Genomic DNA, 16,786 nt, shown 5'->3' on the forward strand with positions numbered 1-16,786 from the left:
GTTTTCAAACGATTATATTGCCGTCTGCTGTATCGCTGCTATGTTTGTTGATGGTTCCTTTGAAGATGTGATTGCCGATGATTTTCGAATTGGTTGAGGTGTTTGTTTGAATAGCTGTCGCCGTGCCTGCGGAGAGGTTATTGATGGTGTTTCCAGAGATGATAGAGCCCGCAGAACCGTTGATATACATGACGATCGGATTCCCGGCTGTTCTGTTGACTGAAATGGTATTATCCAAAATCTCATGCACACCGGCGTTGATATAGATGGTGACCAAAAGCGGAGATCTTTCGAAGTGGTTGCCGATAATTGAGGTTTTCGCACTTGTGGAACAGTAAATCGGGTAGTTTTTAAACTCTTTACATGTGTTGTTTTTGATGATAGCGCTCGCATTGTTTGTAACAGAGACAGTATATGATTCTGGGGCTGCTTCAAACGCGTCAGGATTCAGTGTATTTCCTTCAATCACCGCGTTTCCTTGAGCGATCCAGATCCCCCGGCTGAATTTTCTCAGCACATTATCTTTAATGATCATATCGCCACCGGAAATATTTACGCCGTCAATGACTTGAATGAGGCAGTTATTCAGAAACGCGGTATCATCTGACAGCACTGCGCGAAGGCCGGTACTGCGCCTTGTTTCAGACAGTCCGTTTTGAATCTGGTTGCCGTCTACCTTTACGTCGGATGACTGATAAACCAATATCCCTGTGTTTTCAAAGTTACTGATTTTGTTGTTCGTGACAAGCACGCTCTTTCCTCTGACATCAATCCCGGTTGAAAACCCGGTAATAAGATTGCCGGCGATCACCGCATCACTGCTCTCTTTTCCTTGTGACACACCGAGTCCGGTAATCCCGACTCTAGGCGCAGCAGCCGCGTCTTCCGCCCGTCTGAGAATATTTCCCTTGATCACCGTTTGAGTTCCATATCCATAGCTGATCGTATTGTCTGAGTGGTTTCCTTCTATTGAAATGCCGTACCCGTTAAAATTGGTCACAGAACTTGAAACGTTTCCGCTAAAATGGTTATTGCGAATGGATACATTGATCGGCTCTTCATAGTCAACATCGCCTTCGCCGTAACCTTCTATATCAATTCCGAATTTCGGCGCTGTTCCATTTCCCGTCCCGGCATCTTCAATCACGCATTCCTCCACCGTAACCCTATCACATCCGGTAATCGAAATGTTATTTCTCCTCGACCGCCGAACCTCACAGCGGCGGATGGTAATATGCTCTGACGTTCGATAATCATTATTTGTCTTTAATCCTCTCGGACTGACAATAATTCCGTCGCCGGTAAAATCAGAAATTTTGACATCATCAATGACAACATTCGAACAGCCTTCAATACATATGCCGAAGCCCCATTCATGGGTTGACCTTATCCCCGCGGACGCGTACGTATGCTCATCGCGTTCGCCGATAATTTGTCCTCCTGAAATGGTTATATTCTCTTGCTTGCCTACATAAAATGCGGAATAACCCCACGAACTGTTCGGGATGACTTTGATGATACACTCGGGGTCCATGACAATCTCAAGGTTGGCGGGAACCTTAATCCCCGCGTTTCGAAACTTCTGATTGGGATCTCCTCCAAGCGTTCCGTCTATTAAATAGGTTCCCTTTGGAAACCAGACCGTATGATATCCTTTCGAAACAGCCGTACTGAGGCACTGATTAATCAATTCTGTTGAATCCGTTTTACCATCTCCTGAAATACCGAAATCCGCCGCATTTAATATGAATTCAGCCAATTGCGAGCCTCCTTCTCCATGATTACTATCATGATACTCACAAAGGCCCGATCCGCTTGTACATCTCTCTAAAATTTTATTAAAAAAATATAAAGGAATCGTTTTGTAAGAAAACCTTACGAAAAAGGACTTAATCATTAGGATAAAATCACTATTTTTATACATTTATAACTTTTCCATTATGGAACTATTTGAAATGCGTATAAATTATATTGACACAAGTATTATATAAGAATATGATTTTTATAATACACTTTTTTAAGAAAGGGTTTGGCTGACATGGCTTCGATTGATAACGAAAGTATCATTAAAAGCGTCCCGCAAAAAGGGTTCTTTGGTCACCCGCGGGGACTATTTACACTATTTTTCACCGAATTTTGGGAGCGTTTTTCTTACTATGGTATGAGAGCAATCTTGCTTTACTATTTGTATACAGAGACGGTAAACGGAGGGCTAGGCTTTGACAAAGGCACAGCGGTTGCCATTATGTCAATTTACGGTTCACTCGTATACATGTCCACTATTATCGGCGGATGGCTTGCTGACCGGGTATTCGGAACCGCAAACACCGTGTTTTACGGCGGCATATTCATTATGTTCGGCCACATTGCACTCGCCTATCCGGGCAGCGCGACAGCATTCTATATCAGCATGGCGCTTATCATTATCGGAACAGGCTTATTAAAACCAAACGTTTCAAGTGTGGTTGGAGATCTTTACACAAAAGAAGACCCGCGCCGCGACTCAGGTTTTAGTATTTTCTACATGGGGATTAACCTTGGCGGTTTACTCGCGCCGTTAATTGTCGGAACACTCGGACAGAAGTACAACTATCATCTTGGCTTCGGAGCTGCCGCAGTCGGAATGCTTCTCGGACTTATCGTATATGCTCTGACAAGAAAGAAAAACCTCGGGCTTGCAGGCTCAAATGTGCCGAATCCGCTGTCTAAAAAATCTGCGATTGGTACTGGAATCGGTGTTATCATTGTAGTGATCGCAGTTATTATTTCTGTACAAACAGGCGTGCTGACGGTCAATGGTTTCATCGACCTTGTCAGTATTCTCGGTATTTTGATTCCTATTGTTTATTTCATCATCATGTTTACAAGCAAAAAAGCGGACAAAACAGAAAAATCTCGTCTTGCCGCTTACATTCCTTTGTTTATCGGTGCTGTCATGTTCTGGGCCATTCAGGAACAGGGAGCGACCATTCTTGCGGTATACGCTGATGAACGCACAAGGCTTTCATTGGGCGGATTCGAACTTCAGTCATCTTGGTTCCAATCATTAAACCCATTGTTTGTCGTCATTTTCGCGCCAATTTTCGCGTGGCTATGGATGAAGCTTGGCAAACGCCAGCCGTCCACACCAGTTAAATTCTCAATCGGAATTATTCTAGCAGGATTGTCATTTATCATTATGGTATTCCCTGCAATGCAAGGAAAAGAAGCACTCGTAAGCCCGCTTTGGCTCGTTCTCAGCTTCCTGCTTGTCGTGCTTGGAGAGCTGTGCCTGTCTCCAGTCGGTTTATCCGTCACAACGAAACTGGCGCCAGCTGCATTCTCTGCACAGACAATGAGTATGTGGTTTCTGACTAACGCAGCAGCCCAAGCGATCAATGCCCAAGTAGCCGGATTGTTTGATAAAATTCCTGAAACAATGTACTTCGGCACCATCGGCTTGATTTCTATCGTACTTGGCGGCATTCTTCTGCTGCTTTCGCCGATTATCAAGCGTGCGATGAAAGGGGTCTTATAATAAGAAAACAGCCCGCGGATTTTAGCCTGCGGGCTGTTTCTTATTTGTCCATCCTTTTGCTGAAGCTTTGATCTAAGGCTTGCGGTTCTTCCAGCATCGGCTGATGGCCGCTACCCTCAAAAATAACCTTCTCCACATGGGAATATAAACCGTCAACAATATCCCACTGCGCAACAGGGGCGACCAGGTCTTCATATCTTCCTTATCCGATGTACACCGGCATTTGAACATCTGCTAACCGCTGAAGAAGACACCCCCGCAAATGTATGGCCCCATCATTCATCAATGATCGGCATATTCGTGAAATCACCATCCAGTAGAGCAGCATGCGGCCGCTCTTGATAAAAGCTTCTCGCCTCAGCGCTTCGTACACAGGTGTATGAAGCGTCTCTCAGGATCTTTTTTGATGTCTTGCTGCAAATTCGCGATGTCTTTTTCAAAGCGTTTCTTTCTCTCAAGACCGGCTGTTTCTAAGAAAATCGATTCACTTTTTCGAGCTGTCTATATTACTGTTTTAATTCCTCAAGCGTCTTTTCCCATCTGTTCAGCACCTCATCAGGGCTGTGAAGCCGGATACGGACACCGGAAGTCAAATCAGCATATTTCGCAACGTCCTCCTTCACCGAAACGATGCGGCAGGCAAAACGGTTTCTGTCATATTCGGCTTCTTTCAAAGGCGGCAAAGGCTCGCATTGCAGCTTCACATAATGAGCGGCTCCCCTCCACCATGCCGTGAACTGCGCTTTTCCTGTACGAAGGATGTTGGCGGCAGTCGCTGTGTTTTTCCACAGCGCGATTCGGATATCTGTCCGGCTTAGAGCGATGATTTCTCCCACGCTGATCATAGCGGCGTGCGGCCAGCCGTTCTCCGATACCGTTTGCAGAACGAAAGCCTCCTGCTGCTTCTCCTTCAGGCGATTCCCGTCAAGCAGCTCAAAGAGACGGTCTGATATACAATTCACGCTGATCAGGCCTTTCGTTCCGGCACAGCCGGAACTTCAATTGCTGTTTCAGTTTCTTTCGGATTAATTTTAAACGCCGGATTGTATTTCGCGGAATTTGTAATACTTTCCGGCTCACAGGATCTCCATGTAAAAAAGCATGTTTGGCACTGATAAACTTCCCATGCGCCTTCTACAGGCGATTTGCTCATGACTTCTCCCTTTTTTGAATCGCATCGAGGACATGTATGCATATCGAATCATCCTTTCCTTATTTATTCATTAAGTCCATTAGTTTTTGTTCCCATTCTTTCGTTGTTAATGGTGAATCAAGCGGCTGTGAATAATGGCCTCTTGTTTCCGGCGCAACCGGTGTTGTGGCGTCCAGAATCATTTTGTGAGTGATCCCTGATGGGTTAGATCCCGGGTCAAGCGGCAGAACAGATAAATCCGGAATAATAACCGCATCGTGCTTCGGATGCATTTTGGTCGAAAGCGCCCACATGACCTGCGGCAGGTTGAATGGATCGACATCCTCGTCAACGACAATGACCATTTTGCAGTAGCCGAGTCCGTGCGGTGTTGTGAGTGCGCGCATGCCGACCGCTTTTGCAAATCCGCCATAGCGTGTTTTTGTGGAAACGATCGCGATCAAACCGTGTGTGTACATGGCGTTTACTGCCACAATTTCATTCGGATATGCTTCTTTTAACTGCTGATAAAGCGGCACACAAGTGTTAATGCCGATCATGTAATCGCATTCTGTCCAAGGCATGCCTAAGTATAAATGTTCAAAAATCGGATTGTTTCTGTGATATACGCGTTTAATTTTGATGATCGGCATGCTGCGTCCGCCAGAATAATGCCCTGTGAATTCACCGAACGGGCCTTCATATTCACGCTCTCCGGCAATGATTTCGCCTTCAAGCACCACTTCGGCACCCCATGGAACATCTAGATCGGACAGCTTTGATTTCACAATGCGATAAGGTTCGCCTTGAATCGCGCCCGCCATTTCGTATTCTGATTGATCATAAAGAAGCGGAGTCGATGCCGCCGTTGTAATGACCGGCTCACAGCCGAGTGCAATGGTGACTGGAAGATTAATGCCGCGCTCTTCAGCTTGGCGCAGATGGACGGCAATATCGTGCTGCGGTACAGGCTGAATGCCGAGGCGGTCTTTTCCTTTGACCTGCATTCTATAAATGCCAACGTTTTGTTTGCCGAAGTTGTCTGGATCTTCAAGATCGCGGGAAATGACACACGCTTTGTCTAAATAGTAGCCGCCGTCCCCTCGGTTAATTCTGAAAAGAGGCAGTATATCGAACAAATTGATGTCTTCAGTGATTTCATTTTCATGAAACGGCGCTGTTTCCTCACGTTTGACCGGCATTGGAAACTGTTCATAACGCTTTGCGAATTCAAAAAACTGTTCTTTAACCGGCGTGTCTTTCGGCATGCCGAGCATCATCGCATGGTTCGGCCAGGAACCGATCACATTCATCGCAATTTGCGCGTTATTGTAGCCGTAAATGTTATTGAATAAAAGCGCCGGGCTTTTATCGCCAAGATTGCTGGCTGCTCGTGCCGCGGCCCCTAAATCCGGCTCCGGCTTTACCTCTTCATTCACTGTCAGCAGCTGTCCTTCTTTTTCAAGGGCAGCGAGAAATTCTCTGAAATCTTGATAAGCCATGATCAAGCTCCTCCTTTTTGTTTTTCAATCCCATTCCAGCGTTTCGCTTCAGGAAGGCGAATGCCGAATTGGTCCAACGTTCTGAAGGTAATATGGTCGACCATTTCCTCTAAGCTGCCCGGCTGATTATAAAATGCCGGCATCGGAGGAAGAATGATGGCGCCCATTTTCGTAAGCGCTAGCATATTTTCGAGATGAATCTGGTTTAAAGGCGTCTCTCTCGTTAAGAGGACGAGTTTTTTTCTCTCCTTGAGCATGACATCCGCCGCACGTGTCAGCAGATTATCCGCCATTCCGGTGCGAATGCTTGCGAGAGATTTCATGCTGCATGGCGCGACAATCATTCCATCGGTATCAAACGACCCGCTAGATATAGCTGCCGCCTGGTCCTTATGCGAATATGTGTATGTAGCCAGCTGTTCCACTTGTTTTAAGGTATAGCCTGTTTCGTGTTTGATCGTGACGTTCGCCCAAGGAGACACAACGAGATGGGTTTCCACTTCGGCCGCCTTCAGCCACTCCAGCAGCCTGACTCCGAAAATGGCCCCTGTTGCCCCTGTCATTCCGACAACGAGTTTCACTTTTGCCCCTCCTTTACGCTTGAATTCCGCTTTCATTTCCATCATACTCCTGATATATCCATATGATAAATATCTGTTAAATCTATATTTAATACCCAAAAGGTATAAGTGAGGAGGCGCTATTTTTTTGGACATTCGACAGCTTCGATATTTCATTACCATCGCCCAAGAAAAGAAAATCACATCCGCCGCCAAAAAGCTTCACATGGCGCAGCCGCCTTTAAGCAGACAGCTGAAACAGCTGGAGGACGAGCTAGGTGTCATTCTCTTTGACCGGAATAAGAAAAAGCAAATGACGCTCACATATGAAGGAACTGTTTTTCTGAAAAGAGCCAAAGAGATTCTGCACAGGTTTGAAGATGCCGTCATCGAGGTACAAGAGCTGAAGGAGGAGGTAGCCGGCACGCTGGCTGTGGGGTCAACGATTTATTGCGCCGCTCTGATGCTTGAAAAAGTCACACAGATGAAAGAGAAATACCCGCACCTCACCTTTAACATTTGGGAGAATGAGCCCGCGACACTGTTAGAGCTTCTGGAAAGCCGTCAAATCGATGCGGCGGTCACGACGACAATGATCAAAAGCGACACGGTTCAATTCAAACAGCTTGATGACATTCCATGTGTGCTCGTGCTTTCCGATGAAGCCGGATATACGTGCGGGGACACCATTAAAATGGAAGACATCCCTTCCTTTCCGCTGATTCTGCTGCGGCCTGTCAACGGAAAAGGCGTCTATAATCAGGTCATGAATGAATTTCATCGTTTGAATCTGGAGCCGCGCATTGTTTGCGAATGCCACGATTCCGCAACTCTGCTCAGTCTCGTCTCATCCGGATTTGGCGCTTCCATTCTGCCCGTTACGATGATTCCCGTTCATATGAGGAATCACGTTCATACCGTTCATATCGAAGACAATCCCTTCATTATGACACCGGCTGTCATGTGGAGAACGGACAGTTACTTGCCAAAACCGGCACATCAATTTTTGGGTTTATTTTAAAAGATTTGGCCTTATGAAAACCAAATACTTGACTCATACTAAAAAAAAGTTATCCTTTAGATTTGTAAGCTAATTTTTTATTTCAATAAAATCAACCAGAAAAGTGGGGAATAAGATGAAAAAAGCATTAATGGCTTTATTCATGGTCGTAAGCATTGCAGTTCTCGCAGCTTGCGGAGCAGGAAATGACAATCAGTCAAAAGATAACGCCAAAGACGGCGATCTTTGGGCTTCAATTAAGAAAAAAGGTGTGCTGACAGTCGGTACGGAAGGAACATATGAACCGTTCACTTTCCACGACAAAGACACGGACAAGCTGACTGGCTATGATGTGGAAGTCATCACAGAAGCCGCAAAACGCCTAGGGCTGAAAGTCGATTTTAAGGAAACACAATGGGACAGTATGTTTGCCGGCTTGAATTCCAAGCGGTTTGACGTTATTGCCAACCAAGTCGGAAAAACAGACCGTGAAGACAAATACGATTTCTCTGATAAATACACAACATCAAGAGCTGTTGTCGTGACAAAAAAAGACAACAACGACATTAAGTCTGAAGCAGATGTAAAAGGAAAAACATCAGCTCAATCACTGACAAGCAACTACAACAAATTAGCTACAGATGCCGGCGCAAAAGTTGAAGGCGTTGAAGGCTTGGCACAATCCCTTCAGCTCATCCAGCAAGGCCGCGTCGATATGACATACAACGATAAACTTGCTGTATTAAATTACTTAAAAACATCAGACAACAAAAACGTGAAAATCGCGTTTGAAACAGGCGATCCGCAGTCAACCTATTTCGCGTTCCGCAAAGGAAGCGGCGAGGTTGTGGATCAAGTCAACAAAGCATTAAAAGAAATGAAAGAGGACGGGACTCTTTCTAACATTTCTAAAAAATGGTTCGGCGAAGATGTTTCTAAATAATCTGCCGGCATTGACGCTTGGCACGGCGATCCCGTGGGATCTGGTGCAGCAGTCATTCTGGCCGATACTTTCAGGGGGAATCTACTATACGATTCCCCTTACCATTCTTTCCTTTATATTTGGAATGATCATCGCGCTGGTTACAGCGCTTGCCAGAATGTCGAAAGTGAGACCTTTGAGATGGGTGTTTAGCGTATACGTATCCGCGATACGCGGCACTCCTCTTCTCGTTCAATTGTTTATCATTTTCTATCTGTTCCCGGCTTTTAACATCACATTAGATCCATTTCCAAGCGCAGTGATTGCCTTTTCACTAAACGTCGGCGCCTATGCATCCGAAATTATCCGGGCATCTATTTTATCCGTGCCGAAAGGGCAGTGGGAAGCCGGCTATACGATTGGCATGACCCATCAGAAAACGCTGTTCCGCGTTATTTTGCCGCAGGCGTTTCGGGTGTCGATCCCGCCATTATCCAATACCTTTATCAGCCTGATCAAAGATACATCCCTCGCCTCTCAGATTCTGGTCGCTGAGCTGTTCAGAAAAGCCCAGGAAATCGGCGCGCGGAATCTTGATCAAATTTTAGTGATCTATATTGAAGCAGCCTTTATTTATTGGATGATCTGCTTCCTGCTTTCACTCGTCCAGCATGTCATCGAACGGCGTCTTGACCGCTACGTGGCCAAATAAGGAGGTTCCGAGTATGCTTACCGTTACAGGATTAAACAAATCATTCGGTGAAAATGAAATTTTAAAAAAGATAGATATGAAGATTGAAAAAGGGAAAGTCATCGCTATACTTGGGCCTTCAGGTTCTGGGAAAACGACGCTGCTCCGCTGCCTGAACGCGCTGGAGATCCCCAATCGCGGGGAACTTGCATTTGACGACTTCTCTATCGATTTCTCCAAAAAGGTGAAACAGGCGGATATCCTGCGGCTTCGCCGGAAATCCGGAATGGTGTTTCAGGCGTATCACCTGTTCCCGCACCGCACAGCTCTTGAGAACGTGATGGAGGGCCCTGTTCAGGTGCAAAAACGGAACAAAGAGGAAGTCAGAAAAGAAGCGATTCAGCTACTTGATAAAGTCGGATTGAAGGACAAAATGGATTTATATCCGTTCCAGCTTTCCGGAGGACAGCAGCAGCGTGTCGGCATCGCCCGCGCTCTGGCGATTCAGCCTGAGCTCATGCTGTTTGACGAACCGACCTCAGCGCTTGACCCCGAACTTGTCGGAGAGGTGCTGAAGGTGATCAAGGATTTGGCCAATGAAGGGTGGACCATGGCTGTCGTGACCCACGAAATCAAATTCGCCCAGGATGTGGCCGACGAAGTCGTCTTCATCGACGGCGGCGTCATCGTGGAACAGGGACCGCCGGAGCAAATCTTCTCCGCACCAAAAGAAGAACGGACGCAGCGGTTCTTGAACCGTATTTTGAACCCGTTGTAAAAAGAAAAACAGGGCGTCAGCGCCCTGTTTCAGATTGTTGACAAAATCCTAAAACGATTTTCGTTTTAGGATTTTGTCATTTTCAGCGTGATTGAAAACCTTTGAAGTCTAGGAAGGGCGAGCATTGGAGCACAGCGAATTTTAAATTCGTGAGCACCGAAGCGCAGGCCTGACAACGAATGCAAGGGTTTGCCAACACGCTGAAACAGGGCGCCTGCGGCGGCCCTGTTTTTTTGTTGATCCCCATTCGCCTATTCCGCCCTTTTGTCAGATGTGCTACAATGACACTCGACTGATTTTTACGAAAGAAGGGACCTCACGTGAAGCGAGAACTTGTGCTGCGCTGGACATTTTATTTTGCCGGTTTGATCATTTTGGCTTTTGGTATATCCTTGACGATAAAAGGAAAAGCACTCGGCATAAGTCCGTGGGATGCATTTCATTACGGCCTGTTTCAACACTTCGGGCTTACCGTCGGCCAGTGGTCCATCATTATTGGAGCGCTCATCGTCGGATTAACGTCATTGTTTACGAGGGTTTGGCCAAAAATTGGCGCAATCCTGAACATGGTGCTCATTGGTGTTTTTATAGATTTTTTCAATTTTCTCCTGCCTGCCCCCTCCACTTATACGGGCTCCGTCATTGTCTTCTCTCTCGGCGTTTTGCTGATCGGCTACGGCGTCGGTGTTTATGTATCAGCAGGCCTTGGCGCGGGGCCGCGTGATTCACTGATGATGCTGATTACAGAAAAAACCGGCTGGAATGTGCAATGGGTGCGGAACGGCATGGAAATAACAATTTTGTTTGCGGCTTGGGGCATGGGCGGCCCGATCGGAGTAGGTACTATTTTGACCGCTATCCTCACCGGTATCATTTTGCGCTTTTCATTGCCGCAGTCAATTCAGCTTCTGAATTATGCTGTGGCAAGGCGGACAGCCGCTGTTAAAGCATCTCCGCCTCTGCATTAATCTTTAAACGGACCAGTTCAATGGCCCGTTTTTTTGATTTCACTCATGTTTTGCAGGCTTGTCTCATAGATTGATACTATCTCTGATGAAAGAGAAATACTAGAGACGGAAGGTATCATGATGGAAGCTCTCCAACACTTTGCAAGACGCTCCTTCAGCATATTACTCTTTTTCTTTTTACTGTACTGTTTTATTCTGCTTGAACCTAATAAGCTGTCTTTTTCTATTCCGGTTTCACTGCTGAATGTGAATACCATTTTCCTGAGTATTTTGCTAGAATCCATTCCATTTATCATGCTCGGCATCTTTTTTTCTTCTTGCATTGAATTCTTTGTCTCAGATGAATGGATGACCAAATGGATCGTCAAAAACCCGTATGGCGCGATAGGGTCCGCTGTCGTCATCAGTATTCTTTCCCCTGTATGTGAGTGTGCTGTCATTCCGGTGGTGCGCCGGCTCATTCAAAAAGGGCTTCCGCTTCACGTCGGCGCTGTTATCTTAGTTGGAGCGCCCATCTTAAATCCGATTGTCATCCTCTCCACCTACTATGCCTTCAGCAAGCATTTGGAACTTGTGTACGCGAGGATTGGGCTCGCCGTCGTCATTTGTATCATAATCGGGCTCATGATGTATTGGATATTCGGAAACAAGAACATGCTGAAAACGCATAAAACAGCTGCCTTGCCGGAACACAGCCAACAGCAAGGAAAACGCTTGAAACCTATCGTCACCCATGCTGTTGAAGAGTTTTTCGATATGGGCCGCTATTTGATCATGGGCGCATTTATCGCCAGTCTGTTTCAAACGTTTTTAAACCGCGGATCTCTCGCTGAGCTGGGGACAAGCGACCTGTCTGGTTCCGCTGTCATGATGGGATTGGCATTTGTCCTGTCACTTTGCTCACATGCGGATGCGTTTGTCGCATCTACTTTTTCAGGCACCTATTCTCACGCTTCCCTTCTCTCCTTCATGCTGTACGGCCCGATGTTAGATTTAAAAAATACGTTTGTGTATGCTTCATTTTTCAAAAAACGCTTTGTGTTTGTATTTTTTGTTGTCATTTCAGCTTCAGTTCTTGCAATAGCCTGGCTTTATGGTTTGATTACCTCATAAAGGATGAGTATGATGAGACAAAATAAACCGTATTCTTTTGATGCTGTTGTGCGGGGGCTTCTATTAATCGGCTTTGCTTTAATGGCATTTAAACTTTATCTGACAGGACATATTTTGCATTTCATTTCTCCGCGTATGCTTTGGTTTACGAAGTTCTTTATTGTAGCTGCTTTTGCGCTTGGCATACTGTCATTGATCTGGAGAAAACAAGATAGTCCGCACGTGTGCTGCGCATGTGCAAGCAGTCAAACACATTCTCCGTCTCACCCGTGGCTGTACAGCTTTTTTCTGATCCCTATCATGACCGGTTTCCTTTTTCCTAACCATGTGCTGACAAAGGAAGTCGCACAGAACAGAATCTTCTCAGCAAACAGTGCCAAGAGCCCGGAAGAGATGAAATCTGATGCTCAAACGCAATCCTCTGATGAAGCAGGGACGGCTGCGGTACTGCCAAGCGGGTATGAAAAAGAACTGGCGCGGGAGCTGGAGGGGAAGAATGTCATTCCGATTTCAGATAAGTATTATGTTCCAATCGTCAATCTATTGCTGGAGAATGCAGAAGCGTATGCAGGAAAAGAGATCAGCATGAAAGGATTTGTCTATTATGATGAACAGCTGAATCACTATATCGTTGGACGTTACGGGATATCCTGCTGCATTGCGGATGCCGCGGTTTACGGACTGCCGGCTTCTTTCTCAGAAAATAAAGAGATAAAGGAAGGCGACTGGGTTCAGATCACTGGAAGGCTTGATCTATTCCATAAAAACGGCGAACAGCTTCCCATCGTTTCTGTCACACAAGCGGAAAAGATCAATACGCCCAAAAACCCCTATGTATATGAGATCATCGAGGATCTTACTCCGAAGTAAAACAAAATATGATAGGATAGTTTTGACAATCTTTTGCAGACGGAGGATCTAGAATGAAGATTTACGGAATTTATATGGACCGCCCGCTTTCACAGGAAGAGACTGAACGGTTCATGTCATTCGTATCACCTGAAAAACGGGAGAAATGCCGGAGATTTTATCATAAAGAAGATGCTCACCGCACCCTGCTGGGAGATGTGCTCGTTCGCTCAGTCATCAGCGGACAGTATCAGCTGGACAAATCCGGTATCCGCTTCAGCGCGCAGGAATACGGGAAGCCCTGCATCCCTGATCTTCCTGACGCCCATTTCAACATTTCGCACTCCGGCCGCTGGATCATTTGCGCGTTTGATTCACAGCCGATCGGCATCGATATTGAAAAAACGAAACCGATCAGCCTCGACATCGCCAAACGTTTCTTTTCAAAAACGGAGTACAGCGATCTTTCAGCCAAAAATAAAGACGAGCAGACAGACTATTTTTATCATCTATGGTCAATGAAAGAAAGCTTTATTAAACAGGAAGGCAAAGGCTTATCGCTTCCGCTTGATTCCTTTTCGGTGCGCCTGCATCAGGATGGACGGGTATCCATTGAGCTTCCGGACAGCCATTCACCATGCTATATCAAAACCTATGAGGTGGATCCCGGCTACAAAATGGCCGTATGCGCCGCGCACTCTGATTTCCCTGAGGAGATCACAATGGTCTCGTACGAAGCGCTTTTATAGATGGCTCATCAGCAGCTTGACGCCGCGTTCAATTTCTTCCGTTTTGACATTGGAAATATTGATTTTTAATAGATTTTCTTTTGGATAATCTGATAAATAATGACGATCTATCGCCTCAAGGAGAACCCCTTGTTGTTTCAGCCTTTGCATCACCCTTGAGGCCGGCAGATCGGGAGGAAGCACCAGATGGGTATGCATGCAGGGCGCCTGCCCGCTGGAAAACGCAAAGCGTCCGCTTCCCAGCTGTCTGTTCGTTTGAATGGCTTGATGAAGCCTCATTGATCGTTCCTTATAGGATTCTCGGATTTTGTCTTTATGCCGGCTGAACATTCCGCTTTTGATATAAATTTCTAACGCTGCTTGAGAAATCACAGAGCTGTCGATGTCGTTCAGCTTTTTATACGTGTGAAACGTGTCAGTCAGCTCATCCGGCAAAACAGCTGCCCCTACGCGAAGGCCTGGAAACATCATTTTTGAGAAACTTTTAAGATAGATGACATGCGAGGACAGATCATATGCGTACAGCGGATCTGCCTTTTTGTTTTCCTCCAGATCACCGAGATAATCATCCTCAACGAGATAGACATCATACGTTTCCGCCAGTCTTACAAGCTCTTGTTTATCACGCTCTGACAAAGAGCAGCCAAGCGGGTTATGGAAGCGCGGCATCGTATAAAACAATTTGATCGATTCTGTCTGAAACAGCCGCTCAATCTCGGTCATATCAAGCCCCTCTTCCGTTCTTTTCACACCGATGGCGGGTATTCCAAGCGCCTCAAGCTGTTCAACCATCAAATGATAGCCAGGCTGTTCAATGGCAATCTTCTCTTTCCCATTTGGAAATGGCATGGCGCAAAGCAGAGATAATGCCTGCTGGACACCTGATGTAATGAAAATGTTCCGTTCGTCCGCAAATACCTGCTGATTGGCCAACAGTTTTTGGAGTACACGAATAAGCGACGGAAGCCCCTTTGGCGTCCCATAAATAAACAAATCGTTTTTGTATGTATCAATCGCTTTGTTGATACAGTGCTGAAAATCAAGATACGGAAACACATCGGGGTCCGGCGCAGATGTGGCAAAGTCGATGGGCCCCGGCTTTCCGCTTTTTAATGTGCCCGTCTTTTTCACAATATAATAGCCGCTTCTCGGAACGGAGTAGATGAGATGGCGCTTTTCCAGCTCCTGAAGTGCGCGGATCACTGTGCTGTTGCTGACTTGATAGCGGGCGGACAGCTGTCGGATGGACGGAAGCCTGTCTCCTTCTTGATAGGCGCTGCTTTGCATCATCTCCTCTATCCTCGTCAATAGAGTCATATATTTCTTCATGTGTTTTCCCCCTGTTTTTGTACCGGTACAGTTCATTGTTTTTCTCATTGTACCCTTCTGCTCACAGCCATACAATAAAAGGAGCGACCGGCGCTGCAAATCAGGTAAAGGAGCACCTTCCGTTATGTTTAAAAATCAGCAAACCGCCGCTTATATGGCGGCTATCTTATATTCGTTCATTATCGGTTTATCCTTTTTATTCGTAAAAATCGCACTGCAAACATCCAAACCGTTTGATATTCTCGCGCACCGGTTCACCATTGCGTTTGCCGCGGCCACTGTACCCGTCTTATTCGGCTGGGTAAAGCTATCAATCCGTGTAAAGGACGTCATTGCCATTTTGCCGCTCGCCCTGCTGTACCCGGCGTTGTTTTTCAGCTTTCAGGCATTCGGCCTTGTGCACTCGTCCTCCTCTGAAGCGGGAATTATTCAGGCAGCCATTCCAATTTTCACGATGGTCTTAGCCAGTTATCTATTAAAGGAACGCTCCACGTGGGTGCAGAAGGGTTTCACAGTTTTATCCGTTGCCGGCGTTATGTTTATTTTTGTGATGAAAGGCGTCGATGTGGAATCAGCGAGCTTAAAAGGATCTTTGCTGATCCTTTTGTCAGCTTTGTCCTCCGCGATGTATAATACCGCCGCCAGAAAAATGACGCAGCGGTTCAAGCTGACCGAGCTCACCTACATCATGTCAGCGATCGGCTTTGTCGTCTTCAACGCCATCGCCCTTGTTCGCCACGGCGCGGCTGGAACTGTCGGCACTTATTTTCAGCCATTCCAGGAGCCCGGCTTTGTTCTCGCCATTGTGTATCTGGGCGTGCTATCTTCACTCGTCACTTCGTTTCTGTCCAACTATACACTTTCGAGGATTGAGGCGTTTAAAATGAGTGCCTTCAATCACGTGTCTACCATCGTGACAATGATAGCGGGAGTGGTGATTCTAAACGAAACGCTCGCCTGGTATCATCTTGCTGGAGCCGTTTGTATTATGATCGGCGTGGTGGGGAGCAATACGAATCTGCAGAAAAAGACAAATCGCCATAGGGCTCCTGCAAAAAAATGAGAAATTATGCTAGACTGGTAGGAAAAACATGGTTTGAGGTGTAAGGTTACCGTATGATTCAATATGCTAGTGAAAGTATTAATCTTCCAGGAGAAATTACTTTTAAAGACGTAAGAGAAATCTTTTTTTATCAACTCGGAAAAATCTCATTCTATTACTTTCTGTTGTTTTGCGCCATTTTTGCTGCAGTTCATTTCATTAACGGATGGCCTCGTATTGTTTATGGCAGCGACGCGCTTAACTTGTTTATGAATAGTATTTTGATTATCGTGATGTCAGTTCTGTTTACACTACTGCTCCTCCTTCTTCTATATGTAAAGTTTTCTAAAGCATACAAGAAGAACGAACGGATTAAATCCAAAAGAACATATACCCTCAATCAAGAAGGAATCCGTATATGTTCTAAAAAGTATGACCTCATTTTTCATTGGAATGAAATCACGGCTGTTTTCGAATATAAGAATATCTTCCGGATCAATACATCCAGCAGCCAATATATTGCGATACCAAAACATTTTTTTCATTCCAAAGAGGAGATGAACAGATTCCGAGGAATTATCCTTAATCATACCGAAACAAAAAAAGTAAAATTCAAAAAGGATCAACGCTGATA

At 45.8% G+C, this 16,786-nt stretch carries 17 protein-coding genes and 1 pseudogene; 11 read left to right on the plus strand and 7 right to left on the minus strand.

The window, feature by feature from the left end; genetic code table 11:
* Positions 1–4 precede the first annotated feature (4 nt).
* Positions 5–1,759, minus strand: a complete 1,755-nt coding sequence (locus ACMX2I_RS19950) for a right-handed parallel beta-helix repeat-containing protein (RefSeq protein WP_414958118.1) — start codon at positions 1,757–1,759, stop codon at positions 5–7.
* Positions 1,760–2,038: 279 nt separating this feature from the next.
* On the opposite strand from ACMX2I_RS19950, the gene ACMX2I_RS19955 reads away from it, so the two are divergent.
* Complete coding sequence (locus ACMX2I_RS19955) at positions 2,039–3,517, plus strand: peptide MFS transporter (RefSeq protein WP_414958119.1); 1,479 nt, start codon at positions 2,039–2,041, stop codon at positions 3,515–3,517.
* Positions 3,518–3,557: 40 nt separating this feature from the next.
* Here ACMX2I_RS19955 and ACMX2I_RS19960 read toward each other — a convergent pair.
* The 5 genes and pseudogenes from ACMX2I_RS19960 to ACMX2I_RS19980 form a co-directional block, all read right to left on the minus strand.
* Positions 3,558–4,012, minus strand: a pseudogene (locus ACMX2I_RS19960) (alpha/beta fold hydrolase); the annotation flags it as partial.
* A gap of 11 nt (positions 4,013–4,023) precedes the next feature.
* A complete protein-coding gene (locus ACMX2I_RS19965; RefSeq protein ID WP_414958366.1) occupies positions 4,024–4,488 on the minus strand; it encodes a pyridoxamine 5'-phosphate oxidase family protein in 465 nt (154 codons plus the stop codon).
* On the minus strand, positions 4,485–4,712 hold the full coding sequence (gene bsdD / locus ACMX2I_RS19970) for a phenolic acid decarboxylase subunit BsdD (protein WP_414958120.1): 228 nt from the start codon (positions 4,710–4,712) through the stop codon (positions 4,485–4,487). The genes ACMX2I_RS19965 and bsdD overlap by 4 nt, the downstream gene beginning before the upstream one ends.
* A 17-nt stretch (positions 4,713–4,729) precedes the next feature.
* Positions 4,730–6,151 (minus strand): phenolic acid decarboxylase BsdC, encoded by a 1,422-nt coding sequence (gene bsdC, locus ACMX2I_RS19975; RefSeq protein WP_414958121.1) that lies wholly within the window; start codon positions 6,149–6,151, stop codon positions 4,730–4,732.
* A 2-nt stretch (positions 6,152–6,153) separates the two neighbouring features.
* Positions 6,154–6,768, minus strand: a complete 615-nt coding sequence (locus ACMX2I_RS19980; RefSeq protein ID WP_414958122.1) for a non-oxidative hydroxyarylic acid decarboxylases subunit B — start codon at positions 6,766–6,768, stop codon at positions 6,154–6,156.
* A gap of 91 nt (positions 6,769–6,859) precedes the next feature.
* On the opposite strand from ACMX2I_RS19980, the gene bsdA reads away from it, so the two are divergent.
* From bsdA to ACMX2I_RS20020, 8 genes are all read left to right on the plus strand, one after another.
* The gene (bsdA, locus tag ACMX2I_RS19985) at positions 6,860–7,732 is read left to right on the plus strand and encodes a transcriptional regulator BsdA (protein ID WP_414958123.1); all 873 of its coding nucleotides are present in this window, start codon (positions 6,860–6,862) and stop codon (positions 7,730–7,732) included.
* A gap of 115 nt (positions 7,733–7,847) precedes the next feature.
* A complete protein-coding gene (gene tcyA, locus ACMX2I_RS19990; RefSeq protein WP_087993055.1) occupies positions 7,848–8,654 on the plus strand; it encodes a cystine ABC transporter substrate-binding lipoprotein TcyA in 807 nt (268 codons plus the stop codon).
* Entirely contained in the window at positions 8,641–9,345 is a 705-nt protein-coding gene (gene tcyB / locus ACMX2I_RS19995) for a cystine ABC transporter permease TcyB (RefSeq protein WP_087993056.1), read from the plus strand. The genes tcyA and tcyB overlap by 14 nt, the downstream gene beginning before the upstream one ends.
* 13 nt (positions 9,346–9,358) lie before the next feature.
* Positions 9,359–10,102 (plus strand): cystine ABC transporter ATP-binding protein TcyC, encoded by a 744-nt coding sequence (gene tcyC / locus ACMX2I_RS20000; RefSeq protein WP_148962971.1) that lies wholly within the window; start codon positions 9,359–9,361, stop codon positions 10,100–10,102.
* 320 nt (positions 10,103–10,422) lie between these two features.
* Complete coding sequence (locus tag ACMX2I_RS20005) at positions 10,423–11,070, plus strand: YczE/YyaS/YitT family protein (protein ID WP_202328858.1); 648 nt, start codon at positions 10,423–10,425, stop codon at positions 11,068–11,070.
* A 120-nt stretch (positions 11,071–11,190) separates the two neighbouring features.
* Positions 11,191–12,183 carry a permease gene (locus ACMX2I_RS20010; protein ID WP_414958124.1) on the plus strand — a complete coding sequence of 331 codons (993 nt, stop codon included), beginning with the start codon at positions 11,191–11,193 and terminating at the stop codon, positions 12,181–12,183.
* A 12-nt stretch (positions 12,184–12,195) separates the two neighbouring features.
* Positions 12,196–13,053 (plus strand): TIGR03943 family putative permease subunit, encoded by an 858-nt coding sequence (locus tag ACMX2I_RS20015; protein ID WP_414958125.1) that lies wholly within the window; start codon positions 12,196–12,198, stop codon positions 13,051–13,053.
* Between the two features lie 53 nt (positions 13,054–13,106).
* The gene (locus ACMX2I_RS20020; protein ID WP_414958126.1) at positions 13,107–13,781 is read left to right on the plus strand and encodes a 4'-phosphopantetheinyl transferase; all 675 of its coding nucleotides are present in this window, start codon (positions 13,107–13,109) and stop codon (positions 13,779–13,781) included.
* Here the strand turns inward: ACMX2I_RS20020 and ACMX2I_RS20025 are convergent.
* A complete protein-coding gene (locus ACMX2I_RS20025; RefSeq protein ID WP_414958127.1) occupies positions 13,776–15,110 on the minus strand; it encodes a PLP-dependent aminotransferase family protein in 1,335 nt (444 codons plus the stop codon). The two genes, ACMX2I_RS20020 and ACMX2I_RS20025, sit on opposite strands and share 6 nt — an antisense overlap.
* A gap of 124 nt (positions 15,111–15,234) precedes the next feature.
* On the opposite strand from ACMX2I_RS20025, the gene ACMX2I_RS20030 reads away from it, so the two are divergent.
* The gene (locus ACMX2I_RS20030; RefSeq protein WP_414958128.1) at positions 15,235–16,173 is read left to right on the plus strand and encodes a DMT family transporter; all 939 of its coding nucleotides are present in this window, start codon (positions 15,235–15,237) and stop codon (positions 16,171–16,173) included.
* Positions 16,174–16,226: 53 nt separating this feature from the next.
* On the plus strand, positions 16,227–16,784 hold the full coding sequence (locus ACMX2I_RS20035; RefSeq protein WP_414958129.1) for a YcxB family protein: 558 nt from the start codon (positions 16,227–16,229) through the stop codon (positions 16,782–16,784).
* The last annotated feature ends 2 nt before the right edge of the window (positions 16,785–16,786 follow it).

The sequence above is a fragment of the Bacillus sp. SW14 genome, from assembly GCF_047608225.1.
GTDB lineage: Bacteria > Bacillota > Bacilli > Bacillales > Bacillaceae > Bacillus > Bacillus subtilis_G.

Bases quoted from the DNA above. Each gene is read 5' to 3' on its own strand.
- bsdD (WP_414958120.1), bottom strand. From the start codon at position 4,712: ATGCATACATGTCCTCGATGCGATTCAAAAAAGGGAGAAGTCATGAGC.
- tcyC (WP_148962971.1), top strand. From the start codon at position 9,359: ATGCTTACCGTTACAGGATTAAACAAATCATTCGGTGAAAATGAAATT.
- ACMX2I_RS19955 (WP_414958119.1), top strand. From the start codon at position 2,039: ATGGCTTCGATTGATAACGAAAGTATCATTAAAAGCGTCCCGCAAAAA.
- tcyB (WP_087993056.1), top strand. From the start codon at position 8,641: ATGTTTCTAAATAATCTGCCGGCATTGACGCTTGGCACGGCGATCCCG.
- ACMX2I_RS20020 (WP_414958126.1), top strand. From the start codon at position 13,107: ATGAAGATTTACGGAATTTATATGGACCGCCCGCTTTCACAGGAAGAG.
- ACMX2I_RS20035 (WP_414958129.1), top strand. From the start codon at position 16,227: ATGATTCAATATGCTAGTGAAAGTATTAATCTTCCAGGAGAAATTACT.
- ACMX2I_RS19980 (WP_414958122.1), bottom strand. From the start codon at position 6,768: ATGAAAGCGGAATTCAAGCGTAAAGGAGGGGCAAAAGTGAAACTCGTT.
- bsdC (WP_414958121.1), bottom strand. From the start codon at position 6,151: ATGGCTTATCAAGATTTCAGAGAATTTCTCGCTGCCCTTGAAAAAGAA.
- ACMX2I_RS20025 (WP_414958127.1), bottom strand. From the start codon at position 15,110: ATGAAGAAATATATGACTCTATTGACGAGGATAGAGGAGATGATGCAA.
- ACMX2I_RS20030 (WP_414958128.1), top strand. From the start codon at position 15,235: ATGTTTAAAAATCAGCAAACCGCCGCTTATATGGCGGCTATCTTATAT.
- ACMX2I_RS20010 (WP_414958124.1), top strand. From the start codon at position 11,191: ATGGAAGCTCTCCAACACTTTGCAAGACGCTCCTTCAGCATATTACTC.
- tcyA (WP_087993055.1), top strand. From the start codon at position 7,848: ATGAAAAAAGCATTAATGGCTTTATTCATGGTCGTAAGCATTGCAGTT.
- ACMX2I_RS20015 (WP_414958125.1), top strand. From the start codon at position 12,196: ATGAGACAAAATAAACCGTATTCTTTTGATGCTGTTGTGCGGGGGCTT.